Source organism: Bacillus sp. JJ722, from assembly GCF_036963345.1.
In the GTDB taxonomy this organism is placed as follows: Bacteria; Bacillota; Bacilli; order Bacillales; family DSM-1321; genus Bacillus_AD.
On the sequence record NZ_JBALMO010000040.1, the window covers coordinates 72,718 to 96,615 of the forward strand.

At 36.6% G+C, this 23,898-nt stretch carries 32 protein-coding genes and 1 pseudogene; 30 read left to right on the top strand and 3 right to left on the bottom strand.

Translation table 11 applies throughout. The annotated features are described in order from the left end of the window. Positions 1–2 precede the first annotated feature (2 nt). The 26 genes from V7014_RS06555 to V7014_RS06680 all read left to right on the top strand — a co-directional run bounded on the left by V7014_RS06555 (position 3) and on the right by V7014_RS06680 (position 19,099). Positions 3–1,574, top strand: a complete 1,572-nt coding sequence (locus tag V7014_RS06555; protein WP_335505366.1) for a phage portal protein — start codon at positions 3–5, stop codon at positions 1,572–1,574. After that, positions 1,571–2,581, top strand: coding sequence for a phage minor head protein (locus V7014_RS06560; RefSeq protein ID WP_335505369.1), 1,011 nt, complete (start codon positions 1,571–1,573; stop codon positions 2,579–2,581). Before V7014_RS06555 ends, V7014_RS06560 begins: the two co-directional genes overlap by 4 nt. A gap of 10 nt (positions 2,582–2,591) precedes the next feature. After that, the gene (locus tag V7014_RS06565) at positions 2,592–3,041 is read left to right on the top strand and encodes a hypothetical protein (protein ID WP_335505371.1); all 450 of its coding nucleotides are present in this window, start codon (positions 2,592–2,594) and stop codon (positions 3,039–3,041) included. A gap of 12 nt (positions 3,042–3,053) precedes the next feature. Further along, positions 3,054–3,230: a hypothetical protein gene (locus V7014_RS06570; RefSeq protein WP_335505373.1), complete on the top strand. Its 177-nt coding sequence runs from the start codon at positions 3,054–3,056 to the stop codon at positions 3,228–3,230. A gap of 97 nt (positions 3,231–3,327) precedes the next feature. Then, entirely contained in the window at positions 3,328–3,930 is a 603-nt protein-coding gene (locus tag V7014_RS06575) for a phage scaffolding protein (protein ID WP_335505375.1), read from the top strand. A 22-nt stretch (positions 3,931–3,952) separates the two neighbouring features. Beyond that, positions 3,953–4,933 carry a major capsid protein gene (locus V7014_RS06580; protein ID WP_335505377.1) on the top strand — a complete coding sequence of 327 codons (981 nt, stop codon included), beginning with the start codon at positions 3,953–3,955 and terminating at the stop codon, positions 4,931–4,933. Between the two features lie 42 nt (positions 4,934–4,975). Then, positions 4,976–5,098: a hypothetical protein gene (locus tag V7014_RS06585; protein ID WP_335505379.1), complete on the top strand. Its 123-nt coding sequence runs from the start codon at positions 4,976–4,978 to the stop codon at positions 5,096–5,098. A gap of 9 nt (positions 5,099–5,107) precedes the next feature. After that, positions 5,108–5,431, top strand: coding sequence for a phage head-tail connector protein (locus V7014_RS06590; RefSeq protein ID WP_335505453.1), 324 nt, complete (start codon positions 5,108–5,110; stop codon positions 5,429–5,431). Continuing rightward, positions 5,421–5,738, top strand: coding sequence for a phage head closure protein (locus tag V7014_RS06595; RefSeq protein ID WP_335505380.1), 318 nt, complete (start codon positions 5,421–5,423; stop codon positions 5,736–5,738). The genes V7014_RS06590 and V7014_RS06595 overlap by 11 nt, the downstream gene beginning before the upstream one ends. After that, a complete protein-coding gene (locus V7014_RS06600; RefSeq protein ID WP_335505382.1) occupies positions 5,738–6,157 on the top strand; it encodes an HK97-gp10 family putative phage morphogenesis protein in 420 nt (139 codons plus the stop codon). Before V7014_RS06595 ends, V7014_RS06600 begins: the two co-directional genes overlap by 1 nt. 4 nt (positions 6,158–6,161) lie before the next feature. After that, a complete protein-coding gene (locus V7014_RS06605; protein WP_335505384.1) occupies positions 6,162–6,560 on the top strand; it encodes a DUF3168 domain-containing protein in 399 nt (132 codons plus the stop codon). Positions 6,561–6,567: 7 nt separating this feature from the next. After that, positions 6,568–7,086: a phage major tail protein, TP901-1 family gene (locus V7014_RS06610; RefSeq protein ID WP_335505386.1), complete on the top strand. Its 519-nt coding sequence runs from the start codon at positions 6,568–6,570 to the stop codon at positions 7,084–7,086. Positions 7,087–7,145: 59 nt separating this feature from the next. Beyond that, positions 7,146–7,502, top strand: a complete 357-nt coding sequence (locus V7014_RS06615; RefSeq protein WP_335505388.1) for a hypothetical protein — start codon at positions 7,146–7,148, stop codon at positions 7,500–7,502. After that, on the top strand, positions 7,489–8,700 hold the full coding sequence (locus V7014_RS06620) for an SGNH/GDSL hydrolase family protein (RefSeq protein WP_335505390.1): 1,212 nt from the start codon (positions 7,489–7,491) through the stop codon (positions 8,698–8,700). Before V7014_RS06615 ends, V7014_RS06620 begins: the two co-directional genes overlap by 14 nt. A 68-nt stretch (positions 8,701–8,768) precedes the next feature. After that, positions 8,769–9,245 carry a tail assembly chaperone gene (locus tag V7014_RS06625; RefSeq protein ID WP_335505392.1) on the top strand — a complete coding sequence of 159 codons (477 nt, stop codon included), beginning with the start codon at positions 8,769–8,771 and terminating at the stop codon, positions 9,243–9,245. A gap of 23 nt (positions 9,246–9,268) precedes the next feature. Then, positions 9,269–9,580 (top strand): hypothetical protein, encoded by a 312-nt coding sequence (locus V7014_RS06630; protein WP_335505394.1) that lies wholly within the window; start codon positions 9,269–9,271, stop codon positions 9,578–9,580. Position 9,581: 1 nt separating this feature from the next. After that, positions 9,582–13,883, top strand: a complete 4,302-nt coding sequence (locus tag V7014_RS06635) for a hypothetical protein (RefSeq protein ID WP_335505395.1) — start codon at positions 9,582–9,584, stop codon at positions 13,881–13,883. Then, a complete protein-coding gene (locus V7014_RS06640) occupies positions 13,884–14,741 on the top strand; it encodes a phage tail family protein (RefSeq protein WP_335505397.1) in 858 nt (285 codons plus the stop codon). It begins immediately after the preceding gene. 11 nt (positions 14,742–14,752) lie between these two features. After that, the gene (locus V7014_RS06645; RefSeq protein WP_335505399.1) at positions 14,753–14,986 is read left to right on the top strand and encodes a hypothetical protein; all 234 of its coding nucleotides are present in this window, start codon (positions 14,753–14,755) and stop codon (positions 14,984–14,986) included. Further along, a complete protein-coding gene (locus V7014_RS06650; RefSeq protein ID WP_335505401.1) occupies positions 14,979–16,178 on the top strand; it encodes a pyocin knob domain-containing protein in 1,200 nt (399 codons plus the stop codon). The genes V7014_RS06645 and V7014_RS06650 overlap by 8 nt, the downstream gene beginning before the upstream one ends. A 12-nt stretch (positions 16,179–16,190) precedes the next feature. Then, a complete protein-coding gene (locus V7014_RS06655; RefSeq protein ID WP_335505403.1) occupies positions 16,191–16,487 on the top strand; it encodes a hypothetical protein in 297 nt (98 codons plus the stop codon). Next, a complete protein-coding gene (locus V7014_RS06660) occupies positions 16,488–16,646 on the top strand; it encodes a hypothetical protein (protein WP_335505405.1) in 159 nt (52 codons plus the stop codon). Positions 16,647–16,681: 35 nt separating this feature from the next. After that, complete coding sequence (locus V7014_RS06665; protein ID WP_335505407.1) at positions 16,682–17,872, top strand: siphovirus ReqiPepy6 Gp37-like family protein; 1,191 nt, start codon at positions 16,682–16,684, stop codon at positions 17,870–17,872. A gap of 45 nt (positions 17,873–17,917) precedes the next feature. Next, entirely contained in the window at positions 17,918–18,181 is a 264-nt protein-coding gene (locus tag V7014_RS06670) for a hypothetical protein (protein ID WP_335505409.1), read from the top strand. Between the two features lie 13 nt (positions 18,182–18,194). Continuing rightward, positions 18,195–18,452 (top strand): phage holin, encoded by a 258-nt coding sequence (locus V7014_RS06675; protein WP_335505412.1) that lies wholly within the window; start codon positions 18,195–18,197, stop codon positions 18,450–18,452. Beyond that, the gene (locus tag V7014_RS06680) at positions 18,452–19,099 is read left to right on the top strand and encodes a M15 family metallopeptidase (protein WP_335505414.1); all 648 of its coding nucleotides are present in this window, start codon (positions 18,452–18,454) and stop codon (positions 19,097–19,099) included. Before V7014_RS06675 ends, V7014_RS06680 begins: the two co-directional genes overlap by 1 nt. Positions 19,100–19,136: 37 nt before the next feature. On the opposite strand, the gene V7014_RS06685 is transcribed toward V7014_RS06680, so the two are convergent. Both V7014_RS06685 and V7014_RS06690 read right to left on the bottom strand, forming a co-directional pair. Next, a complete protein-coding gene (locus tag V7014_RS06685) occupies positions 19,137–19,601 on the bottom strand; it encodes a DUF4429 domain-containing protein (protein WP_335505416.1) in 465 nt (154 codons plus the stop codon). 72 nt (positions 19,602–19,673) lie between these two features. Then, positions 19,674–19,883: a helix-turn-helix transcriptional regulator gene (locus tag V7014_RS06690; protein ID WP_335505418.1), complete on the bottom strand. Its 210-nt coding sequence runs from the start codon at positions 19,881–19,883 to the stop codon at positions 19,674–19,676. Positions 19,884–20,162: 279 nt separating this feature from the next. On the opposite strand from V7014_RS06690, the gene V7014_RS06695 reads away from it, so the two are divergent. From V7014_RS06695 to V7014_RS06705, 3 genes are read left to right on the top strand one after another with little or no spacing between them, the layout of a single operon-like run. Continuing rightward, a complete protein-coding gene (locus V7014_RS06695; RefSeq protein ID WP_335505420.1) occupies positions 20,163–21,443 on the top strand; it encodes an FtsK/SpoIIIE domain-containing protein in 1,281 nt (426 codons plus the stop codon). After that, positions 21,376–21,972: a replication-relaxation family protein gene (locus tag V7014_RS06700; RefSeq protein ID WP_335505422.1), complete on the top strand. Its 597-nt coding sequence runs from the start codon at positions 21,376–21,378 to the stop codon at positions 21,970–21,972. Before V7014_RS06695 ends, V7014_RS06700 begins: the two co-directional genes overlap by 68 nt. A 14-nt stretch (positions 21,973–21,986) precedes the next feature. Continuing rightward, complete coding sequence (locus tag V7014_RS06705; protein ID WP_335505424.1) at positions 21,987–22,409, top strand: hypothetical protein; 423 nt, start codon at positions 21,987–21,989, stop codon at positions 22,407–22,409. Positions 22,410–22,453: 44 nt separating this feature from the next. Here V7014_RS06705 and V7014_RS06710 read toward each other — a convergent pair. Continuing rightward, positions 22,454–23,302 (bottom strand): annotated as a pseudogene (locus V7014_RS06710) (LysM peptidoglycan-binding domain-containing protein); the annotation flags it as partial. A gap of 91 nt (positions 23,303–23,393) precedes the next feature. On the opposite strand from V7014_RS06710, the gene V7014_RS06715 reads away from it, so the two are divergent. Beyond that, on the top strand, positions 23,394–23,648 hold the full coding sequence (locus tag V7014_RS06715) for a hypothetical protein (protein ID WP_335505426.1): 255 nt from the start codon (positions 23,394–23,396) through the stop codon (positions 23,646–23,648). Positions 23,649–23,898 lie beyond the last annotated feature (250 nt).

Below are 23,898 nucleotides of genomic sequence, written 5' to 3' on the forward strand. Positions count from 1 at the left end.
ACATGGACCCGTTTAGTATGACGCATGGTGAAGAGTTAATTGAATTGATTGAGCAAAATGCACCCAAGCAAGAAGACATTATTAAAGAACTCTATAACTCTTTCAATCCAGCGCCTATTTTAGAAGGTGTGAATTATTACTTTAAGGAATCTGAAATTAAGCAACGTCAGATTATGACTGTAGATGAAAGTGGTAGTTTTGTACCGGATAATGAAGCTACAAATAATAAAATCGCATCAGGATTTCATAAAAATTTGGTAGATCAGAAGGTAGCATATCTAGCTGGTGAACCATTGGTATTCAGTTCTAAAAGTGATAATAAAAAAACATTAGAATTAGTTGAAGAGTTAATCGGTGAAGAGTTTGAAGATGTTTTACCTGAGCTAATTAAAAATGCAAGCAACAAAGGTCTAGAATGGTTGCATCCTTATGTAGATGAAGATGGAGAATTTCATTATACGATTATTCCAGCTGAACAGTTTATCCCTATTTATGATTTGAAAAAGAAAAAGAAGCTATCTGTTGGTATTCGCTTTTACCCTATAAGTGAGGATGTAACCAAATTAGAAGTTTGGACAGATGAAGATGTGACATACTATGAGTTAATTAAAGATGAATTAGTTCTAGATGCTAATGAACTTGTTAATCCTTCACCTCATTTTTGGCAAGGGGATAGTGGTGTAAGTTGGGGAGAAGTTCCGTTTGTAGAGTATGCTAACAATGAGGAACGTGTATCTGACTTACATTTTGTTAAGGATAGCATAGATGCTTATGATCGATTAGTCTCTGACGGACAAAATACGTTGGAAGATATGCAATCTCTTATTTATGTTTTAAAAGGTTATGAAGGAACTGACCTAGCAGAATTCGTAACTCAATTAAAACGGTATAAAGCTATTAAACTTGATGGTGAAGATAGTTCAGACGTTAAAACACTGAGAGCAGAAGTTCCAGTTGATGCCTATAAAACACAATCAGATAAGTTAAAAGAAAACATTTATGATTTTGGTCAAGGTGTTAATCCTTCACCAGAAGTTATCGGCGATGCCCCGAGTGGTGTATCGTTACAGAACTTGTATTCATTGTTAGATATGAAGGCAAGTATCATGGAACGTAAATTCACGTTGGCATTGAGAAAGTTTATGTGGTTTATTGCTGAATATGCGCGTTTAAGTAAGAGAGGTGACTTTGATTATAGAGATATCACTTTTACTTTTAATAAGATGATACTCACAAATGAACCTGAAATTGTTCAAATGGCAAGAGATTCTGAAGGTGTTATCTCAAGGACTACTATTCTTGAAAACCATCCATGGGTAAAAGATGTGAAGCTTGAGAAAGAAAGATTGGAAGAAGACAACTTGCTTTATGGAAATGATTTAGAACCATTAGACCCATATGAGAGAAATGCAGAGGAATACAACAAAAAGAACAAAAAAGCGAATCAGAAACAGCCTGGTAAAAATGAAGAAATATGTCCTGAGTGTGGTGGCTCTGGGAAAGTAAGAAGTGATGTAACAGATAACATGATTCAATGTAAGAAATGCGGCGGAGACGGTGTGATAACACGATGAATCAAAGGGAAATCCAAAGAAGAGTTGATGAGTTAATCGCAAAAGCCGAGAGTGATATTGAGGTAGTTTTTGCTCGTCGATTGAAAACTATCCTAAAGCAAATCGAAGTCATGTTTATTAAGTATGGGAATGGCAAAGATCCATCCTATACCGAACTTAATAAGTACAATCGTCTCAAGAAAGAGTTTGAGAGAATGGCAGAAACACTTAATGAGGATTATCAAGAAATAGTGATGATTATTCTAGCTGCTAACGCAACGATTTATATTGAAAACTATCTTAAACAGGCTTATCTATTCGAGATGTTTTCCGGTACAAAGATGGGCTTTACTATTCCAACTCAGCTAATGATCGAGACAGCACTATTTAATCCTATAGAGTTTTTAAGATTACCTAAGATTCTAGAAGGTCATCGCAATGAAATCATCCGAAAGATTAACATTGAGATTAGTCAATCGCTTATAGCTGGTGAAGGTTACTGGAAGATGACTGAAAGAATTAAAAAGGCTGTAGGGTTTAGTCATAAGAAGGCGCGTCTTGTTGCACGTACTGAAGGCGGTCGCTCAATGTCTATGAGTGATAAAGCTGTGTACGATAAAGCCAGTAAATACGTGAAAATGGGCAAAGTTTGGATGAGTTCATTAGATTTACGTGTACGAGCTTCACATCGAATTCTAGATGGCCAGAAAGCAGACAAAGAAGGTTACTTCCATTACGAAGGAATGAAATCACAATACCCTCGTATGTGGGGAACGGCTGCTATGGATATTCAGTGTAGGTGTGTTGTTATTCACACAATTAATAACATGCTCCCTCAATACAGAAGAGGTAGAGATTACACAGATGCTAAATACCAGAAGAAACTAACAGCGCGTGTTGAGAAGTACATGGGAAAAGGACTTGATTATGCTCGAGCACTTAAACAAGCAGAGAAGGAAGTGCTTCCACCTTCTAAGGTGATTGATTATGTAACTTATGATGAGTGGTTTAAGAAATTAGCAGGATAGGAGATATATTATGAGCATAGAACATTTCGCATTAAATAACACTATTCGGGAGTATAGGGCTGGAAATATTACAAAAGAAGAAGCGAAAGAACGGATATTTGTTTTCCTGTTTAGACAGTCTATTGCTCTATTTGACGAAAATGATGAAATGTTAAATAAGTTAAAGGGAACGATAAGCGATGATATTTTAGAAAGTGGAAAATCTAGCAACATGGATGGGAGGCAACATAATTTACATGCTTTGAAAGAAATACTAGAAAAGAAAAGTTTCACATTGGAATTTGATGAGGCTCCATCTTTAGTTTTTGTCTATAATCAAAACGCTAGTGTAAATGAAGTGGATCGTCTTTATCAAAATGGAAAAGAAGTAACGGGATGGCAGAATGTCGTTATTGAGTCAGGGATTGATTATCCCACTACTCATGAGATTAAATATCTAACAGGTTGTACTAAAGAATAGGAGATGTAAAATGTGGATAATAAAGTAGACTTAACGGATGATGAATTAAGTGTAATTCAAGCATCGTTACAGGTGTCTATATTGGCTGGCGAAAATTATTTAGAGACTAATGGTTTAGATTACGCAACTAAAGGGACTTTAGAGCAGATGAAAGCACTATATGTTCGATTAGATAAGGAATACTTTTAATTAACACTCGTCTTTAAGCAATAGACGTTAAACAGGCTTTTTTGTTTTACCTATACCGCCTCGTTGGGCGTTAAAAACGTATATAGGAGGATGTTACATGAATAAGGAACAGTTAGTAGCAATTGGATTAACGGAGGAGCAAGCAGATAAGGTAATCGCTGGTTTTGGCACAATGATTCCTAAATCTCGTCTTGATGACAAAATCCAAGAAGCTAAGGATTTGAAGATTGAATTAGACAAAAGAGATGGCCAGTTAGCAGAGTTGAAGAAGATTGATGTGGATGGATTGAAAACTAAAATCGATGAACTTCAATCTACCAACGAAACTACTAAAATTGAATATGAAGGAAAGCTGCAGGCAAAGGATTTTAATTTTGCTCTTGAACGCGCGCTACATGATGCAAAAGCAAAGAATCCGAAAGCTGTGCGAGCATTGCTGAATACTGAAGCTATTACTTTAGATGGTGAGAATCTATTAGGGTTATCTGACCAACTAGAGAAGTTAAAAGAAACAGAAGATTATCTCTTTGAATCTGACAATCTATCAGGTCGTACACCACCAGCAGTACCTCCTCGTGTACCTGGTTCGTATGATAAGGCTAATCCATGGAAACAAGGCTCTATCAATCTTACAGAGCAAGGGCGTATTTTACGAGAAAACCCTGAATTAGCAAAAACATTAATGACACAAGCCAAATAAAAAGGAAAAGGATGATGTATAAATGACTACTCGCATAGCAGATGTTATCGTACCAGAAGTATTTAACCCGTATGTGGTAAACCGAACAATGGAATTATCAGCACTTTACCAATCAGGTATTGTTGCATCAGTAGGAGAATTGCAAGGGGCTTTAGGAAAAGGAAATCGATATTTCAACATGCCGTTTTGGAACGATTTAACGGGCGATGATGAATCGTTAGAAGATACTAAGGATTTCGCTTTAACACCTGACAAAATTACATCTGGTCAAGATATGGCCACACAATTATTTAGAGGTAAATCATGGAGTGTTACTGATCTTAGTGCAACAATGTCGGGGGATGATCCTAGCGGTGCAATTGGTGATTTAACAGCTGCTTACTGGACAAGACGTATGCAAGCCGCCTTAATTTCAACTCTTAAAGGGGCGTTTGCTCCAATAGCTGATACTCACGTTAATACAATTGCTGTGGAAGATACTGCTTCTGTGACAGATACAACAAAGATTTCTGGTTCAGCTATTGTTGATACAATGTCTAAACTTGGAGATGCTCATGAAGTGTTAACAGGTATTGTGATGCATAGTGTTCCTTACTTTAATCTTGTTAAACAAGGTTTAGTTGAAGATGTTCGTGATTCTGAAGGTAAAGTACTCTATAAAGCGTATCTCGGCAAACGTATCATTGTTGATGATGGCGTTCCTGTTGTGAATGTGACTTCAGGGGTTAAGAAATACACAACTTACCTATTTGGTAATGGGGCAATTGGATATGCTGAAGGTTCTCCAGAAGTACCAACAGAAACAGATCGCGATTCACTAGCAGGTGAAGATATTCTAATTAATCGGAAACATTTTGTTCTCCATCCAAGAGGAATTAAATTCACAAATGCTAGTGTAGCTAAAACAGCTCCAACAAACGCTGAATTAGAAATAGCAGCTAACTGGGAACAAGTATACTCAGATAAACATATTAAAATGGTCGCTCTGGTGACTAATGGATAATTAGAGGGGCTGTTGCCTCTCTTTTTTACGAGGAGGGATTGTATGTCGGTTACAGCTTTTCAACGTAGACGAAGAGAAATAGCAAAATCAGAAGCTAAAGAAGTAGAGCAAAACCAATCTAAAAAAGCACGACCTAAAATAGAAAAAGCTACTCAAAAGAAGTAGGTGATTAATATGTGGGTACCTACAAATGAAGAAGTAGCAGAATATAAACGGCTTAATCAGGAGAAATCAGCAAAGAAAGATGATTACTACCGTAGCATGATCCCTATCGTACTTGATATTGCTAGTGGCTATTGTAATCAGAATTTTGAACACGAAATGATTCCACCGAAAGTAAAACTTTTTATTGCTAAAGTAACCCAATTCAACGAACAAAAAGCAGGGCGATCTAGTCGTAAAATGGGGACTGTATCAGAAGCATATGAAGTTGAAGTACCGAAATCCTTTTATAAGTTCATAGCTCCTTATAGGAGGTTGAAATTTAATGGCAGATGATTTCCCTCATGAAGTAGAGATTCATACCAAACAACGTATTCCTGACGGTGTTGGAGGATATATAAGTGATTGGGCTAAATTGTCTGATTTAGATGCTTTTGTTGATACACCAACAAGCCGAGAACGTTATGAAGCTCAGCAGTTATCTAATCCACTTGATAGATATATGTATTTCGAATATGGCGCCGATTTAACATCTGTTATGCGTATTAAACATAATAGCGACCTGTATGAATTAGCTGGTAGACCTGAAGATCAAGGCGGAGCTGATGAGGTAATGCGTGTCGCTTTAAAGTTGGTGACATAATGGGCGTTAATCGGTTTGGAGATAAGGCACTACAAAGAGCCTTAAAGAAGTTTGGCGACGCTATTATCGAAGATGCTAAAGCGTTAGTTGCTGAGACTGCTTATCTTATACAAGCACAAGCAAGGGCGTTAGCACCTCATGACAGTGGGTATTTACGACAATCTATCGAGGTAGACATACTAAACGGTGGATTAACAGCTAAGGTCACTGTTGGAGCTGAATACGCTATCTACATCGAATATGGTACAGGCGTCTTTGCCGTTGAAGGAAATGGCCGTAAAGATCCTTGGGTTTATTATTCCGATAAATACGGTAGATTCGTATTTACAAAAGGAATGAAAGCTCAACCATTCTGGATGCAAGCTGTCGACAGTGGACGAAAGCACTTCGGTAAAGAGGTCAAGAAGTTAGGAGGGTGATATTTTGGCATTTGCGTTTATGTCGCTACAAACGGCAGTTTATCAAAGGTTATCAAGTGATATTAAACTGAATGAATTAATAACAGGCGTATACGACCATGTGCCAGAAGATACGCCTTTTCCTTATGTCGTTATAGGTGAACCAATCGGAAACCCATTTGAGGTTAAAATCTTAAATGTGGAAGAAATATCACTAGTTATACACGTTTGGAGCAAATACGAAGGTAAGAAAGAAGCATATGACATCCTGAATGCTTGTCATAATGCTATGAAATATAAATTAGATGTACAAGGTTATAAAGTTGAAAGAACGCAATGGGAGAACGCTAAAGTGTTTGATGACATAGATGGTGTCAAAAAGCACGGTGTTGTCACATTGCGTTTTATATTGACGAAGGAGTGAATGGATAATGAATAGTGGTAAAGATACGATTTTATTAGTACAACCTCATGATGCAGCAATCGGAACAGATGGATTTATCATAGGTAACTTAACAGATAACAATTACTCTATCGAGAACGAGATTGTGGACGAACAGACAAAGTTTGGTCGTATTGTTGCATATGGTCCAAATAGTGAAGCATTTGAACTTACTTGTTACGGACAAACAGGTGATCCAGGTCAAGTTGCAGTTTTGAACGCAATAAGGAAGAAAAAGCAGCTTAAAGTATGGGAAGTAGATTTAAATCTTAAGGAAAACGATATGCATCATGCATTATTTGCATATACCATTGTTGAATCAGTAGGAAAGGAATCACCACAAGATGGATTCCAGGAAATTTCAGCAACGTTACAAGTGTTAGGAGAAGCACAAGAAGGTGAACTGCCTAAATTACCAGATAGTGTTATCGAGTTTGCTCGTTACGGATTCGAAAAGCCGGGTGAAAAAACAGGTGAATTAGGTGCAGAACAACCTCCTACACCCTAATAATCCCCTCTACTCAGCCGATTTAGGAGGGGCATTTAAAGCATAAGGAAGTGAAATGAATGGCTTATCTTAATAAAGATGGCGATGTGTATACATCTGCTAGACAAGATGCAGATAGCAAGCCTATTACGGATGTACACGTAAAAGGTGCAAGTAAATTCACTGGTAACGTAGCAAAGGTAACAACTTCAGGTGCTAGAGTGAAGTTACCAGCTAATCCATGCAGAGAAGTAACTATAATTGCTCTAAAAGGCAATACAGGTTCTATTTATGTAGGCGGGGCTAATGTCTCGTCTACTGTTTTTGGTGTTGAATTATTAGAAAATGAAAGTATTACAATTGCTGTTAATAATACTGATTTGATTTACATTGATGCATCAGTAAATGGTGAGGGTGTTAGCTATGTCGCGGTTTAGTGGAAGTAACTTATCGATTAATCCACAAAAAACAACGTTCGCTGAAGAACATCATGACCCTAATTTTGTACCTACTAACTATCTAGGTGGAATTACTTGGTCTGAAAAAGGAAACACAATGAATGTTAATGGGAATCCTAACACTTTAGTTGATTGGACACACTCTTCTTTCATCCCTGTTCAGCCAAATACGAAATATGTTTTAACTGGGAAGTATGGTTCCTTAAACTATATATTGTTTGATTCGACTAAGAAAATTGGGGTTCAAACGTCTTTAGGTATTGTTTCTAATAATCAAAACTATGACATTCAAACATTGCCTAATACGGCATATATTGTTTTTAATGCAAAAATGACAAGTGGAGAGGGTTTTAATCAACCAGAAAAGATGGTTGACCCTAGCGAAACAGCAACTTATATCACTATCCCGAAATTGAAAATACCGGGTGATTCAAATGTTTACAAAGATAAAAAGATTGTTGTGTTCGGAGATAGCAATATAGGGAACTTTCAATCTGATGGAGTTCCAGCTTTACTATCCTCGGAATTGGGTATAAAAGCTTATAATGTTGGTTTCGGTGCATCTAGAATGAGTACACACCCTAACGCTGAATACGAAGCGTTTTGCATGCACTCATTAGCTGATAGTATTGAAACTGGTAATTGGGCATTGCAAGAGTCGAAAATTACTGCACATCCTGAATTGCCGTCAACTTTTAGACAATCCTTGAATACTATAAAAGTAATAAACTGGCAAGAAATTGATTATGTAGCAATATGTCATGGTTCGAACGATTGGACAAACTATGACACTAAGATAGAAAACCCCGATAACTTAAAGGATTTCAACGCTTTTAAAGGCGGGTTTAGGTACTTCTATGAAAAATTGTTGAAAAAGAATCCAAAGATAAAAGTATTACTTATGACGTCTCCATTTAGAGGTGTTGTATCACCATTTACTGAGACAAGTGATACTTTACAAATCGATAAACCGGTAAACAAAACACTACCCGAATATATAGATGCAACTCATGAGTTAGGGAAAGAATTTAAGTTGCCTGTTTTAGACTTATATTATGAAGGAGGTATAAATGCTACTAATTGGGCTCAATATTTATCTGATGGAGCACACTTTACATTAGAAGCTCGTGAAATAGTAGCTAGAAGGCTATCTGAGAAAATTAGATGCAATTTTTAAGTAAATTCGAAAAACAAAACTCAAGACATCGTCATTAGGCGGTGTCTTTTTATATGGAGGAATGGAAAATGGCATTATTAACTGTCAACGGCAAGGACTACGAAGCGAAAGTAACTTTTAAATTTGATAAATTAGCAGACTTAAAGTACAGCAAAGAGAATGAAAAAGGTGAAGAACAAGGTGGATTCTCTAATATCTACATGGGATTACTTGATGCAAAACACAAATACTTAGTAGCATTCTGGGATTGCGCTTTTGCCCATCTTAAAGGCAATCGTCCAAACGTCGATGAAATCGAAGAGGCACTTGAGACTAAGCTTGAAGCGGAAGATGACATTACACCTTTATTTGAGGAAGCTTTCCGTGCGTTGGACAAATCGGGTTTTTTCAAACTGACGGTCAAAAAATACTGGAAGAACATGGAACTTTTTGGCGAAGTTGGCAAGAACGAAGAAGAAAAATTGCAGAACAAAAAAGCGGTAGAAATGACGAAGGAATCAAGAGCGTTAATGCTCGGAGAGACGATTCCCTCCAGTACGGAATAATCTACACGCAATGTGCTAGATATTTGGATGTCTATGATATTGATCTAATTGATTCATGGACTCCTAATGAGTACAAAGCGTTTATCAAAGGTGCACAATTAAGAATAGTTGATGAGTACGATAATATGGCTCGAATGGCATTGTTTTATAGGGTTGCTAACAACAAGAAAAAACTTAATGTACAGAAGGATTTATTCGATGCAGAGACAGCTAGAAAACGCATAGAAAACGGTACAGACGATTGGAAAGAAAGCAAAGAAATGGATACAGCTTTATTCGAGAAAGCTCAGAGTGATTTGAAAGCATGGGCGTTAAGCATGAAAGGGGGAAAATAGTTTGAATCATAACTTTACGGCTATTATCGGCGCGCGTATTAAAGAGTTTATGGCAAAGATGAAACAGGTTAATAACCAAATCGAAAAGACAGCCAAGGATGCTACTGTTAATGTGCAAGCCGATATTACAGAGTATCAACGTAAGACAGCGCAGGTTCAAGCTAAAAACTTAGCTTTATCTCGTAACAAAGTCGTTATCCAGATAGAAGCAAGAATTCAAGACTTCCAAAAGAATATCGCTAGATTAGCAAACAATATTAGGGCTTTTTCCGAATTAGCTACCAATACTATTCAAGGTGCATTTGTAGCCCTTGTCCCTGCAATCGCTCCTGTTGTTGCAAATTTAGGTGCGTTATTAGCTTCATTAGTGCCTGTGATAGCTACAGTTGGAGCTAGTACATTATCGTTAGGATTTGCATTTGCAAGTGCTGGCGTTGCAGCTGGTGCGTTTGCGGCGGTTGCTATACCTAACATTAAAAATGTTTTTGAGGAAACAGGTAAGTTAACTAAAGAACAAGAAGCGGCTAAAAAATCATTTGAAGGTTTTAAAGATGTATACGCTGAGATAGTTAAAGAAACTGAGAAACCTGTATTACAAGGATTTACTAAGGGTATGCAAGCAGCTACAAAGATGATGCAAATGGCACGACCTTTATTCACTGCAAGTGCTAAAGCAGTGGACGAATTAATGGCATCGCTTAATAAATCATTAGGCACGCCACCAGTTCAAGAGTTCTTTGACTACATGAATAAAGAAGCAGCACCACTATTCGTAACAATGGGTAAATCAATTGGTAACGTAATGCAAGGTATGGGTTCTATGTTCGTTGCGTTTGCGCCACTTACTAAGAGCACAGCTCAAGGTTTTTTAGAAATGACTGAAAGCTTCGCTAAATGGGCTGACGGATTAGACCAATCTAAAAAGTTCGCCGCATTCATGGACTATGTTCAAACTAATATGCCTAAGCTTAAATCTGCATTCGCTGACGTAACTGTAGGTCTAGTTAACTTTTTCACCGCATTCGGAAGTATGTCTTCGGACTTAATGACTTGGATGCAAGAATCGGCAGCTTCATTCCGAGCGTGGTCAGAAACATTCGCTCAAAGTAAAGGATTCCAAGATTTCCTTGCGTATGTGCAATCTACAGCACCTACAGTTGTAAGTCTAGTTGGTGAGTTAACGAAATTCTTAGTTAATCTGGGTATCGGTATGGCTCCTTTGGGTAAAACCATCCTAGAGTTAGCTAATAGCTTCTTTAGTTGGATCAACGGACTTATGGAGTCAAACAGATGGATAGGCACTGTAATAGCTGGCATCACTACATTTAGTGGTATCGTAATGGCTTTTCTACCTAACATTATTGCTATGGGTTCATTGTTTAAAGGCTTAGGTGGAGTGATTATGAATGGTTTGGGTAAAGCGATCACATTCGTAACTCCTTTATTTACTAATTTTGGTGGAACAATAGCGAAAATAGCAACTAGAGCACTGCCGTTATTAGGTAGCGCACTTGGTTTCTTAATTACGCCAGTAGGAGCAGCAGGACTAGCTATCGCCACTTTAGGCACACTAGCTGTTAAAACAGCGTTAGACTTACGAAAACCAGCTATAGAGAGTGATATATTCGGGGAAAAAGTATCTGCTAACACCCAAAAAGCTGTTGGTGCTTTCATGAACTTGAGTACACAAGCTACTACAGAATTACAAACGTTAGCTTGGGGCATGCAAACACTTACTACAGAGAATACGGCGGCTATGGTACAAGCTTATGAACAAATGGGTACTAGTATCTTAGAGACTATGAATACAAAGCATGCAGAGCAATTACAAAGCTCTCAGGACTTCTTTAATAATAGTAAAGCCTTATCAGCTACAGAAGAAGCACAGATATTACAAAACGAAATGAAGTTCCAAGAAGACCAAAAGAAAGCGGTCGAAGATGGAATGAAACGTGTTAATGAAATTGTTGATAAAGCAATAAAAGAAAAACGTGAATTAACTATAGCTGAAAAACACGAATTAGCTGTTATTAACGAAGAAATGAAGACGCAAGCAGTTCAAACAATGTCTAAATCTGCAGCTGAACAAAAAGCGATATTTGAAGGTATGAAAGCAGATGCCACGAAAATTACGGCTGAGCAAGCGGCTGCAACTGTTAAAAACTCTAAGAAGCAGAAAGAAGAGACAGTAAAAGAAGCGGAAGATCAATATAAGAAGTCTGTCGCTGAGATTATTCGTATGCGTGACGAGTCTAAAACAATTACTGCCGAACAAGCAGATGCAATGATTAAAGAAGCCAAACGTACAAAGGATAACAGTGTTAAAGAAGCTACTGATATGCATAAAAAAGTAGTTTCGGAAGCTAAAGCGCAAGCAAAAGAGCATGTTAATGAAGTCAATTGGACTGAAGGCGAAGTTAAGTCTAAATGGCAGGTAATGAAAGATAGTGTGGCTACAAAATCTAAAGAAATGTATGAGAAAGCTAAAACAGGCTTCAAAGACACATACGAAAGCGCTAAGACATGGACAGGTAAACAAGCTACTACTGTCAGTAAGAAATACGGAGAAATGAAAGAGAGCGTTTCTAAGTGGATGGGTAAAGTGGCCACTACTGTAGAAGAGAAGTGGAACGATGCTCAATCTTTCCTTGAAGGTATCAACCTTAAAGATATTGGTATGGACATTGTTAGAGGTCTAATCGGTGGAATAGGCGATATGTTCGACGGAGTTAAGACAAAAGTAGCAGAACTAGCTAGTTTAATCCCTGATTGGATGCAGAAAAAGCTTGGAATAAAATCACCTTCTCGTGTTGTAGCGAAATTAGTTGGTCAACACATCCCTACAGGTATCGTTAAAGGTATTGATTGGACTATGGGATTAGTTAGGAAAGCAGCTAACCGATTAGCTATTGCTAGTGTTCCAGATTTCAAGAAGGCTGCTGAAGAAACACAAAAAGGTCAAATAGCTCACTTTAACAAGATGCTTAAAACAGCCAAGAAAGGCTCTGAACAGTACAAAGAAGCTATGGACGGTTTAAATAACGTCAAATTAGAAACGGCTCGTATTCAATTCGAAAAAGAAAAAGAGTACATGGATAAGTTAGTAGCTAATAACGAGAATGGTCTTCAACGCCAAATTAAAGCTTATACAGAGTACATGAATAAATACAAAGCTGGTAGCGAGCAACGTATTTACTTCGAGCAACAGGTCATGAACAAAAAGAAAGAGCTATATGACAAATCTACAGCTCTTAACCAAGAGTACACAGATAAAATCGCTCAATTATCTCAATCTGCATACGACAAGGAGAAGGCTATTAACGACAACTACCAATCTCTTTGGGAGTCACGTTACAAAGCTATCGAAAGTTCGTATGGATTATTCGATGAAGTAGCAGATCGCTCGATTAAGTCTAGTGAAGTTATGATAGGAAACCTAAAAGACCAAGTGGACGAAATGAAGACTTGGGCAGCTAGTATACAAATGTTAGCTAAAAAAGGTCTAGATGAGGGCTTGGTTGACCAATTAGAGCAGGCTGGTATTAGCTCTATCAATGAAGTTATCGCTCTTAATCACATGACAGAGGACGAATTAAACACATTCACTAACCTTTGGAAACAAAAGACTCAAATTGCTAAAGACCAAGCTACTTGGGAAATGCGAGGATTGCGTGAAGCGAACAAGAAAGAAATTGACTTACTTCACAAAGAGACAGCTAAACAACTTGATGCAATCGAAAAAGAATGGGCTAAGGCTATTAAGGATATAAACAACGGTACTCAAAAAGAATTCAACGCAATGACATCTTCTATGCCTGTGATTGGTCGTGAAATCATAAATGGTATGATTGCTGGACTTAATCAAACTAAAGGTTCTTTGTTCAAAGAAGTTGATGCTATTGCTGCAAGAATGAAGAAAACGTTGAAGGATGCTCTAGACATAAACAGTCCATCAAGATGGGCCAGGGATATGATAGGAAAAAATTTCGTGTCTGGTATTATCGTTGGTGTTAATGAAATGCGTAGTAATTTAACTAAATCTATGTCGAAAATGGTGGATTGGTTTACACCTGACTTTGATCTAAACGAAATCAATTCTAGTCTGCAAATGGATGAGTTGAAGAAACAAATTGAACAAAAGTTAAACATCGAGATAGCTGTAAAAGGACAAGGAACGAGTGCAGAAGGTGGATTTAAACAAGAGGTACATTTACATTCACCTACAGAGTTATCACCGTCTGAGAATGCTAGACAGCTAAGAAGAGTAGGACAACAACAAGCTATAGAATGGGGGCTCGCATAGATGGAGACACTCACGTTTACGAACATTAGAGGAGAGGTCGTCACATTTGGCGGTCCTCCTTTTTATTTACAAAAGGTTGATGGATTAGGAGATGTAAGTGCAAGCATACAAACCCAACGGGCTCCGTACCAAAATGGAAGTAAGTATATTGATAGTGTGTTAGATGAACGCATTATTCCAGTTGAATTTGTCATTGCTGTTGATGAAGAAAAAGGATATAAAGGCGTTTCTGAATCACGTACTCAGATTGGAAGAGTGTTAAATCCTTTACTTGGATTAGGCACACTTAAGTACAGTAATGGTCATATAGAACGTGAAATAAAAGCCGTTGCAGATTCTGTACCTATTTATCCAGATGGGCCACGTACAAAGTTAATTCAAAAGGGACTTGTTACTTTCTTATGCCCTTCGCCTTTTTGGGAGGAAGTTAATCCTGAAGTATTTAAACTAGAGGATTTTGTTGGTGCTTTCCGTTTTCCTTTCCATTTTCCTGTCCGATTTAGTACGAGGGGTGATGGCAAGACACTTGTTAATAAAGGAGACGTACCAACGCCAATTCAAGTAGAGTTTCGTGGGCCTGTTACAAATCCTAAGATTACTAATACATCAACAGGCGAATTTATCAAAGTTAATCAAACTATTCCTGAAGGGTTTAAGTTGTTAATCGATACAAGTGAAGGTAACAAAAAGGTTGATATTATCGCACCTGATGGAATTCCTTCAAATGGTTTTCCTTACATCGATGATGCTTCTGATTTTTTCAGTTTAGATGTTGGAGAAACAAGGATTTCATTTATTACAGATGGTGGAAAGCCAGAAGTTTATGTGAAATATAAAAATAGATATTTAAGTGTATAAGGAGGGACTTTGTGAATATATATAATTTTTTGTGGTCTGATGGTTATTATTCATGTGTTTTATTACATGAGAAAAAATTTAGTGAAGAAGAATTAGAGTTATTTTACGATGAATCAACTAAAATTTCTTCTTCTGACTATAAGAAATGGTTAGTGCAGGAAAAAGGATTTAAGGAAGCTGAATACGCGACATTAAATTTTGATTGTGGAAGTATAGCGTTCTTTGGAGGTGATACTAATGGCTGAAATATCTCGTTTTTTCGATTCCGTTACAGAAGTAATTGACGGGATTGTTTATTATGACAGAGATTATAATGCTCAAGGGTTTACTGATTATTTCAGAACACTTGTAACAACAGGTGTAATGAAAGGAGCGGGCAAACAGTTAAATGTAACAGCGAACGGTTCAAACATGATTACAAATGTTGATACAGGTACTGCTTTTATAGAAGGTCGCCATTATGAAAACACTGAGCCTTTACTGCTCACTCATGATACAGAAACAATCGGTTTGAGTCGTATTGATCGAATAGTAATTAGAATGGACTTAAGCCCTGAAGCACGTATTGTAAGAGCATTTATTAAAAAAGGTGTACCAAGCGCTAACCCTGTTCCACCAGCACTTACTCAAACATTTAACTTGTATGAAATATCAGTGGCTCAAGTAAAGATTGTTGGTGGTCAAACTTTCATTGCTACGGATGCAATTACCGATGAAAGAGGAACAGATATAATTTGCCCTTGGGCTGGTTCTAAAATACTTCCTAACTTTGATAACGAAGCATTACAGGAATTAGTAGAAAACCAAGTTAACGATGGGAAGTACAGCAAAAAGTTCTCGGGGGACTTAAATAATTTAACCACAACAGGGTTTTATTCGTGTGACCCTATAGACACAACTAACCTTCCTATCCCTGATTCTCTAGCTGGTAGACCGTGGTTAATGATTGTAAACCAAGACAAAGTAACAGGCGCAACGTTACAAATGGGAGTGCAAGCAATAAACGGTGATGGGTATAACTTTTTTTTCAGAGTTAAAACAATAGCTGACAGTTGGATGGATTGGAAAATTCCACAAGGTGGCGGTGGTGATTTATCTGAATACGCCAAGAAAAAACAAGAACCAGACTTCTCTATACCATTAGCGACAGGGTGGGTTCCTAATATTGATAAATTATGGTGCTACAAGGACAATTTCGGTATAGTGCATTTGTATGGTGTGATTTTTGGCAGTATTAAGACGAATGGTACATTATTATTTACATTACCAACTGGATATAGACCGATAAGAGATATGTTTTTCGGTCAAATAACGATGAATACACCCGAAAATAGAGGTTCGACAGAAATTAAGATTAATCGTTCTACAGGAGATTGCACACTAGGCGCAAACACAAATGATGTTATTTATGTTGATTTTTCATTCAGGACAAATTAAAGGAGTGTCAAAATGAAAAAAGTTGTTTATGAAATAGATAAAGATGGTTTCATTGTTGAAAGTTACGTATTTGATTTTGATAAAGAAGGTAACCCTTTACAGGAAGTTCCAGGTAATATAATAATTGAAACTCTTCCTGACGGTATGTTCAAGCCTAAATGGGATGGTGCTAAATGGATTGAAGGAGCAACGCAATTAGAGATTGAAGAAATAACTAAACCTAAGCCGATACAACCGTCAACAGAAGATTATTTATTAGATTTAGATTACCGTTTATCAGCAATTGAAATTGGTTTAGGAGGAATTTAGATGACAACCTACACACTATGCCTAACCGTAATTAGTAAAGGGACATACGGAACAAAAGAGGAAATGATGATTAAGCTTGATGTATTCTTGCTCAACAATAGGGTTAATCAAGATGAATACAATGAATTGGTTGGATTACTAGAAACACCACAACAGTAGGTGTATTTTTTATGTCTAAAAAGGGGGATGATGGAATGAAAAGGAATATGCCCATTCGCATACTGAATGCAAACATGGATATACAAGGGGAAATTGATGATTATGAGTCAATGCTTCCAAATTTCAGTTGGCACGGTATCGGTGACATAGAACTTAGGATAAACCGTTATGCAGAGCACGCAGACAAGCTGATAAAAGGCAACCTTATACGTGTTGGTAAGGATTTAAAAAAGGTATTCATTATCAAGCACAGAGAAATTGAGCTTGATGAAAACGGGAAAATATCTGAGAACTGGTTAATAAAAGGCTACTCATTAAAGGCGATTGTAGCGGAAAGGTTAACTATCCCACCGTCTCATACAGCTTATGATAATAAGAGCGGTAATGCAGAAACAGTAATGAAGCATTATATTAATCAACATATTATTAACCCTGTTGATCCAGGAAGAAAGATACCACAACTAGTGTTAGCGGCTAACTTAAACAGGGGAGTTCACTTATCATGGTCTTCTCGTTTTAAAAATTTAGCTGAAGAAATGACAGAAATGTCATTAGCATCTGGGTTAGGTTGGGATGTATTCCTTGATACAGTTAATAAAAAATGGGTGTTCGATGTTATCGAAGGAAGAGACTTAACATCCAGTCAAAAGATTAACCCTCCTGTTATATTCAGTCCGCAATTTGAAAGTTTAAAAACATTACGATACACAGAAAGTGAATTGAACTATAAGAACTTTGCTTATGTTGCTGGTCAAGGCGAAGGAGTAGAACGAAGAGTTATAGAAATAGGTACGCAAACAGGGCTTGATCGTCATGAGATATTTATTGATGCTCGTGATATTGCAGAAGAAATCGATAAAGAAGTTCCAGATGGTCAAGGTGGTACGACTACCGAGAAAGTTCCTCGTCCAGAAGCAGAGATTATTAAGGATTTAACCGACAGAGGTAATCAGCAACTTAAAGAACTTATGCAGGAGCAATACTTAGAAGGTCAGCAACTTACTGATAGTTCGTTTGTGTACCAAGAGGATTACAACTTAGGTGATATTGTTACTATCCAAAATAAAGCATGGGGCGTAACAATGGATGCTCGTATCACTGGAATTAAAGAGATACATGAGCAAGGGGGATTTTTGATTGAAGGAACATTCGGTAACAATACACCAACTCTAATCGAGAAGATTAAACGTGAATTTAAACAAATATCGGGAGAAATCAGAAGATAGCACCTATTGAGGTGTATTTTTTATGCAAAAAGGGAGCGTGGGGAAATGGCTGAAGAAAAGGAATTAAGTGCTTTCCAACAAGCGGTGAAACTTGAAGACCATGCAAGACGATTAAAAGAAGTGGAAGATGACATGAAAAATATCAAGCCTATTGTTTATGAAACGTCGTCTAGCGTTAAATCAATTAAAGAATCAGTTAAAGAAATGAAAGATAATACAAAAATTATTAAAAATGCTTTTATTGGTTCAGCTATAGCAGCTATTTTTACAGTAATTACAGGTGTTATTGTGTTTGCAATTAATAATTAAGGAGAGTTTTAATATGAAAATTAACTGGAAAGTAAGGTTTAAGAATAAGACATTTCTTATCGCATTGTTTTCTTTATTGCTGCTACTTGTTCAACAGGTAGCTTCTTTTTTTGGAGTTGACACAACGATTTACAACGAGCAAGTAACGGATTTATTTAACACCGTGCTTGCTATTTTAGTTTTACTAGGGGTCGTTGTGGACCCAACTACAAGTTCGGTTTCAGACAGTGTACAAGCCTTGGAATACAAAGAACCAAAGGGGGGTAAATAATGAGCGTTACAAAAACATGTAGAGATGTTAACGAATTAAAGCCTGTTGCAAAGCAGGCTTGTTTATTGTTCTTAGAAGAGTGTAAGAAAGCTGGATTAGATGTATTTATCACTGAAACGTACCGATCACAAGCGAGACAAAATTATCTATATGAACAAGGTCGTACACGTCCAGGACAAAAAGTAACGTGGACTCGAAGCTCAAACCACACAGGGCGTATGGCTTGGGATATTGCTGTTAACCCACCAAAGAATCTGTATGATGCTACAACATTAAAGAAGGCTGGAGCAATTGCTAAACGATTAGGAATTACATGGGGCGGTGATTGGGACACACCTGATATGCCACACTTCCAAGCTAGTTCAAGTTGGAAAGTACCAAGTAATTATAAGCCTGCTAATGAAACATCTAAAACAAATAAAAAACCAAATGAGAAAGAAGGAATCCGTATGTTTGTACCTAGTAATGATGATTTTAAAGAAGCTTTTATCCGAGTGTGTAAACGTTTGGAAGATAAGAAAGTACATGGAGAAAAGGCGTTAAGCCCAACCCATAGAGAAAAGTTTGGGGAAGGTGAACTTCCACTTGATGATGCAATTGCAATTCTGTTTGTTGCTCATGATCGTGGGTTAATTCAAGGTAAATAAGTAAGTAAAAGCCCTTCCGTTTGGAGGGGCTTATTTTTTATATTCCTAATAATTGCATTTTCTTTTGTCGAAATTCTTCTTCTGATATAATCCCTTCATCAGCTAATTCTTTAAATTTTCTTATTTCGTCTGCAGCATTCACACCTTGCAGGACAGGTTGAGTATTTTTAGTAGCCAATATATTTTCTATATAAGATTTAATCTCTTCAGCCATTTCTTGTTCCTTTTTAATGAACATTATAGTATTTTCATCTTGTGTAGCTGAAAATAATCCTTTTTTATTTTCTTGACTTCCTATGATTAGGAACTGTATGTAACCACTGGTGATTGTGCCGGCCTTTTTTAATTGAACACCTGAGATGTTATTGATGTCGATAGTTTTCTCACCATCCATACCGTGAATCATTAAATTGATCGCGCCTCTTCTCTTAAACCTCAAAAAATTTCCGTCTAATGTTACCTTAACTTTATCTACGCTCTTGAATTCAATTACCTTGCTCAATTCCATTCCTCCCTTTTTTAAATATCAAGTTTAATTTTACCAATATTGGTTTATATGTGGAAGAGATTGAGCTTATTCTTCTTCTTCCCATTCATACAGATCGTCAACTTTTACTTCTAATAATTTCGCTAACTTGAAGGAGTCAGGAATTGAAGGATAGCTCTTTCCGGTACACCAATTAGAAATAGTGTTTAAAGACGAAACTCCCATATAGCTACGAATATATTCCCTCTTATATTTAGATTCATTAATTAGTTTACTAATGTTTGATTTTAATCTCATATTTATCACCTTAGTATAAATTCAACAACAACATACAGCTTCCCTTTATCAATTTGTTTTATAAAAAAATACCAATTATTTTTATATAGACAGACATTATTAGCCTTCCAACCCATATACTTTATCAACTACCAAATGAAATACCACACTAGTATTCAATCAAGAATATTCCAGATACATACATATCAACTAATCTGAGATTCTAATCCCGTACCTGATTGTAAGGATAATTACTTCGTAATTCTAAAAGAGGTGGCGTTGAAAGGAGGTTAGCAACTAATGATTTTTGAAGTGTTATCAAGTGTAGTTATGGGTGGCTTGGCTTTACACGCCCATCTGTCCAAAAATAACACGAGCAACGATTCAAAAAAGCTAAACAAGGTTTTCTCATTATCAGGGTTAAATGTAAAGGATGGCAACCAAACATACACTGCTCATTTAGTAAAAAAGAAGAATTATGAATGGGGTACAGAATACCGTTATCGTATTCCTTTAGGTCGAAGTCCAGAGGATTACATGAGTAAGCTTGAGGTAATTAAAACAGCAATCAATCAGAGACAAGTAAAGCTGCAATTAAAGGATTTTCGGGAATTAAAATTTGATAAGAACTTCTTTAATCAGTTCAAATCTATCTACGATAGAAAGCTTTTAGATAACAAAGAAGTTGATATATCATACGATGGTCTTTTGAAAATAAGGATTTATAACTCTCCATTCCCAAGAGAAAACGCTTGGACAGAAGCATTACTAAAAGAAGGCACATGGCAAGTGATTATTGGATCAGGACGAAAAGGGAACACTTATCATGATTTCGATAAGCGTAAGCATTTAATCATTGCTGGAGCAACGGGTTTCGGGAAGTCAGTTATTATGAAATCAATTATTACATGTTTAATCCTATCCAAACCTAACGATGTTTCATTTTCGCTTATTGATTTAAAGGGTGGGGCAGCATTCTCGCGATTTAAAAATACCAAGCAAGTTATTAATTTTGGTACAAATAATGAGGGAGCTTTAGAGATACTTAAATCTGTGCAATTACGAATGAATAGATCGTATGAAAAGATTGTAAATGATGGCTATGAAGATGTATCAGAAGCAGGTATAAGTGAACGGCATTTTCTTTTTATTGATGAAGCAGCAGACTTAACAGACGATAAAGAGTGCATGGAAATTCTAACTAACATTGTTAGAAAGGGAAGAGGAGCTGGTTTCTATGTGGTATATGCAACTCAATATCCTTCTGCACAAGCCATTCCAATGCAAATTAAACGGAACATTCCAGCTAGATTATGCTTTGTTTTAGACAGCGCTACTGCATCGATGACTGTATTAGATGCGGCAGGAGCAGAAAGCCTTCCGGAGATACCGGGAAGAGGGATATATAAAGAAGTTAGCCAAACCATTCTACAAACTCCATATATGGCGAATAAGACCATTGAACAGTTGCTTAAACCTTACATCATAGATAAGACAAGGGAGGTTTCTCCAAGTGAAAAAACAACTCACACAGAGACAGGAAGCCATACTGTTATCATTGAAGAAACTCGACTTTCTTAACCGTGATCAATTACAAACAATACACAGGTTAGGGCAAGTAAGGAACGCAAATAGAATATTGAAAAGTATGAACGATTACCTAGAAAGCTATCGTGACGAATATTCTACTATCTACTATTTAAACAGTGCTGGAAGAGAGTATGTAGACTCTAATAAAGTCAGGAGAAAAAATCAATTTGTTAATCATGTAATTATGCGAAATTACTTTTACATCTTTTCTGGTTTTCCTTCACAATGGAACAACGAAATGAAGATAAGTGATGGGAAGTACACAGTAATATGTGATTCCTATTTTAAAGGGAAAGATACATTCTTCTTTTTAGAAGTAGATTCAATGCAAAAAATGAAAGAAAACAGAAAGAAGATAGAACAGTATAAAGGTTTATTCCATAATGGTGCTATAGCGAAACATTTCGGGCATTTCCCACCGTTATTATGGGTTACTACTACTGAATTAAGACGTAAGCAATTAAGTGAGTTGTGTGATGGATTACCTTTTAAGGTGTACACAGAGAATGACATTAAATAGGGAGAGTGAGCAGCATGGTAAGAACACAAACGATTAGCTTTGGTGATTTTATGGATAAGAGCTATAAAAGCGATGTGAAAAAGAAAGCGCTCAGTAAAACATTAAAGCGTGTTGCAACGTCTGTAACCATACCTCTTATAATGGCCAAACCAACTTTCGCTTCAACTACAGAAGCTGTACCAACTGGAGCTACTGAATGGATGGGAGAAAAAACATTAACTGCTCTAGCTCATGTACTTGATCCAGTGGTTGATGTGATGGTTGCTTTAAGTTTTCCTGTAGCATCTGTAATTATTGTTGGCTCACTATTCTTCTTTATGTTTGGGAATGCGGAAAAGGCATGGAGTACAATACAAAATGCTGGATTAGGGTATGTATTGATTCAAGTATCGCCATTGATTTTAAACGTACTTAAGCAAATTGGTGATGCTGTATAAACTTAGTGAAATGCTACCTGTTCCCTTTGCAAGACGTAAGGTCATTCATACGTCATAATGACTACGAAATCAACAACGGCACCTTGGGCTTTATAATCATGTGCTTCATACCATATGCCTTTTTGGGTAGCACTCGTTTTTGGAGCAAGAGCAATGGATAAGAACCAATCGTTTTTTTTGAAGCGATCTTTTGCTTTACGTAGAAAAGCCGTATAGGCATCTTTGTCTTCTGGACGAAGGTGTTCAAAGTCAAAGTGAATATCGCGAAATCCGTATTTCTTTGCTGTTTTTTCAATATTATTTAAGAAGGTATTTTGAATGTCCATATCTGTTAATAAGATATGACCAAGTTCATCGCTAAACGCATCATTTTCTTGATTGGTAATAACCATCATGAGCACAACATTGTTTTGTTTAGCGATGTTCGGAAAATCATTTAATAATGGTTCTACTAGGGTGCCATCTCTTTTTGCTTGAAAGCTAAAAGGAGCCAAATACGTTAAATAAGGAGCAGCATCCCGTGCACCTTTCTCTAAAGTAGGGGAAACACTAGAGCCTCTTGGTTCGACGTAGCCATTGAACTCAGCATTGCGCTTTCTTCGAGGAGGAATGTATAATTTTTGACCGACAGATAAGGGTGTATTAACGGATATGTTATTTGCTTGAGCAATAGCTTGAGGTGTATGACCAAACTTTCTTCCAATACTCCATAAACTATCTCCAGGAGCTACCCAATAATAACTGCCTTGAATAGGAATAACAAGTGCTTGACCAATGACTAATTCATTAGGGGTTTTCAATTCATTTGCTTTAATAATACTGTCTGGACTTGTATTATAGGCATTAGCAATGCCATATATATTTTGCCCTTGTTGTACAACATGAATTTGCATAGAGAACCTCCGTTGTTCGTTTTTTATCATTGTATGATTAAGATAACGTGCTCATGATTTTTAGGTTTTAGCTAGTGAAGTAGCTTGCTTTATGAAATTTATAAGTGAAGTGGATTTCTCGGGACCAATAAATGCTTGTAGCCAAGGGGCAATAACAATCCGAGAGCTACTCGATTATATTTCATCAAGTATAGGTAAAAAAGTTAAAATATCTTTAAAAGGAGTAAAAGGGCCTTATAATAATTTAATTAATTGTACAATTTCTACTATGAAGGCAACTCAACTCGGTTTTTTATTTGAATCTTTAGACCTGCATTTACATCATTTTGTTGAAGGGATATATTAATGAATTGCAAGAAAATAGGAATAATGGATAAGAAAACCTAATGTGTTAAAGGTTTTCTTTTTTTTGCGGTTGAAACTTTTTAATGTTGATATACGTATATTAATATATAGGTGTAAAAAAAACACAGCATAAAATCTTAAGAAATTATTAATAATTTCTCTTATAAATTCTTTAGAAATACAATGTAATATTCAAGATAAGAATTGAAAATAAAATAGTGAAATGTAAAAGAGGTGAGCACTTGAAGCGC

Excerpts from the sequence above, each read along its gene's own strand:
- V7014_RS06555 (WP_335505366.1), top strand. The coding sequence starts at position 3 with ATGGACCCGTTTAGTATGACGCATGGTGAAGAGTTAATTGAATTGATT.
- V7014_RS06560 (WP_335505369.1), top strand. The coding sequence starts at position 1,571 with ATGAATCAAAGGGAAATCCAAAGAAGAGTTGATGAGTTAATCGCAAAA.
- V7014_RS06565 (WP_335505371.1), top strand. The coding sequence starts at position 2,592 with ATGAGCATAGAACATTTCGCATTAAATAACACTATTCGGGAGTATAGG.
- V7014_RS06575 (WP_335505375.1), top strand. The coding sequence starts at position 3,328 with ATGAATAAGGAACAGTTAGTAGCAATTGGATTAACGGAGGAGCAAGCA.
- V7014_RS06580 (WP_335505377.1), top strand. The coding sequence starts at position 3,953 with ATGACTACTCGCATAGCAGATGTTATCGTACCAGAAGTATTTAACCCG.
- V7014_RS06585 (WP_335505379.1), top strand. The coding sequence starts at position 4,976 with ATGTCGGTTACAGCTTTTCAACGTAGACGAAGAGAAATAGCAAAATCA.
- V7014_RS06590 (WP_335505453.1), top strand. The coding sequence starts at position 5,108 with ATGTGGGTACCTACAAATGAAGAAGTAGCAGAATATAAACGGCTTAAT.
- V7014_RS06595 (WP_335505380.1), top strand. The coding sequence starts at position 5,421 with ATGGCAGATGATTTCCCTCATGAAGTAGAGATTCATACCAAACAACGT.
- V7014_RS06600 (WP_335505382.1), top strand. The coding sequence starts at position 5,738 with ATGGGCGTTAATCGGTTTGGAGATAAGGCACTACAAAGAGCCTTAAAG.
- V7014_RS06610 (WP_335505386.1), top strand. The coding sequence starts at position 6,568 with ATGAATAGTGGTAAAGATACGATTTTATTAGTACAACCTCATGATGCA.
- V7014_RS06615 (WP_335505388.1), top strand. The coding sequence starts at position 7,146 with ATGGCTTATCTTAATAAAGATGGCGATGTGTATACATCTGCTAGACAA.
- V7014_RS06620 (WP_335505390.1), top strand. The coding sequence starts at position 7,489 with ATGTCGCGGTTTAGTGGAAGTAACTTATCGATTAATCCACAAAAAACA.
- V7014_RS06625 (WP_335505392.1), top strand. The coding sequence starts at position 8,769 with ATGGCATTATTAACTGTCAACGGCAAGGACTACGAAGCGAAAGTAACT.
- V7014_RS06640 (WP_335505397.1), top strand. The coding sequence starts at position 13,884 with ATGGAGACACTCACGTTTACGAACATTAGAGGAGAGGTCGTCACATTT.
- V7014_RS06650 (WP_335505401.1), top strand. The coding sequence starts at position 14,979 with ATGGCTGAAATATCTCGTTTTTTCGATTCCGTTACAGAAGTAATTGAC.
- V7014_RS06655 (WP_335505403.1), top strand. The coding sequence starts at position 16,191 with ATGAAAAAAGTTGTTTATGAAATAGATAAAGATGGTTTCATTGTTGAA.
- V7014_RS06660 (WP_335505405.1), top strand. The coding sequence starts at position 16,488 with ATGACAACCTACACACTATGCCTAACCGTAATTAGTAAAGGGACATAC.
- V7014_RS06665 (WP_335505407.1), top strand. The coding sequence starts at position 16,682 with ATGAAAAGGAATATGCCCATTCGCATACTGAATGCAAACATGGATATA.
- V7014_RS06670 (WP_335505409.1), top strand. The coding sequence starts at position 17,918 with ATGGCTGAAGAAAAGGAATTAAGTGCTTTCCAACAAGCGGTGAAACTT.
- V7014_RS06675 (WP_335505412.1), top strand. The coding sequence starts at position 18,195 with ATGAAAATTAACTGGAAAGTAAGGTTTAAGAATAAGACATTTCTTATC.
- V7014_RS06680 (WP_335505414.1), top strand. The coding sequence starts at position 18,452 with ATGAGCGTTACAAAAACATGTAGAGATGTTAACGAATTAAAGCCTGTT.
- V7014_RS06690 (WP_335505418.1), bottom strand. The coding sequence starts at position 19,883 with ATGAGATTAAAATCAAACATTAGTAAACTAATTAATGAATCTAAATAT.
- V7014_RS06695 (WP_335505420.1), top strand. The coding sequence starts at position 20,163 with ATGATTTTTGAAGTGTTATCAAGTGTAGTTATGGGTGGCTTGGCTTTA.
- V7014_RS06705 (WP_335505424.1), top strand. The coding sequence starts at position 21,987 with ATGGTAAGAACACAAACGATTAGCTTTGGTGATTTTATGGATAAGAGC.
- V7014_RS06715 (WP_335505426.1), top strand. The coding sequence starts at position 23,394 with ATGAAATTTATAAGTGAAGTGGATTTCTCGGGACCAATAAATGCTTGT.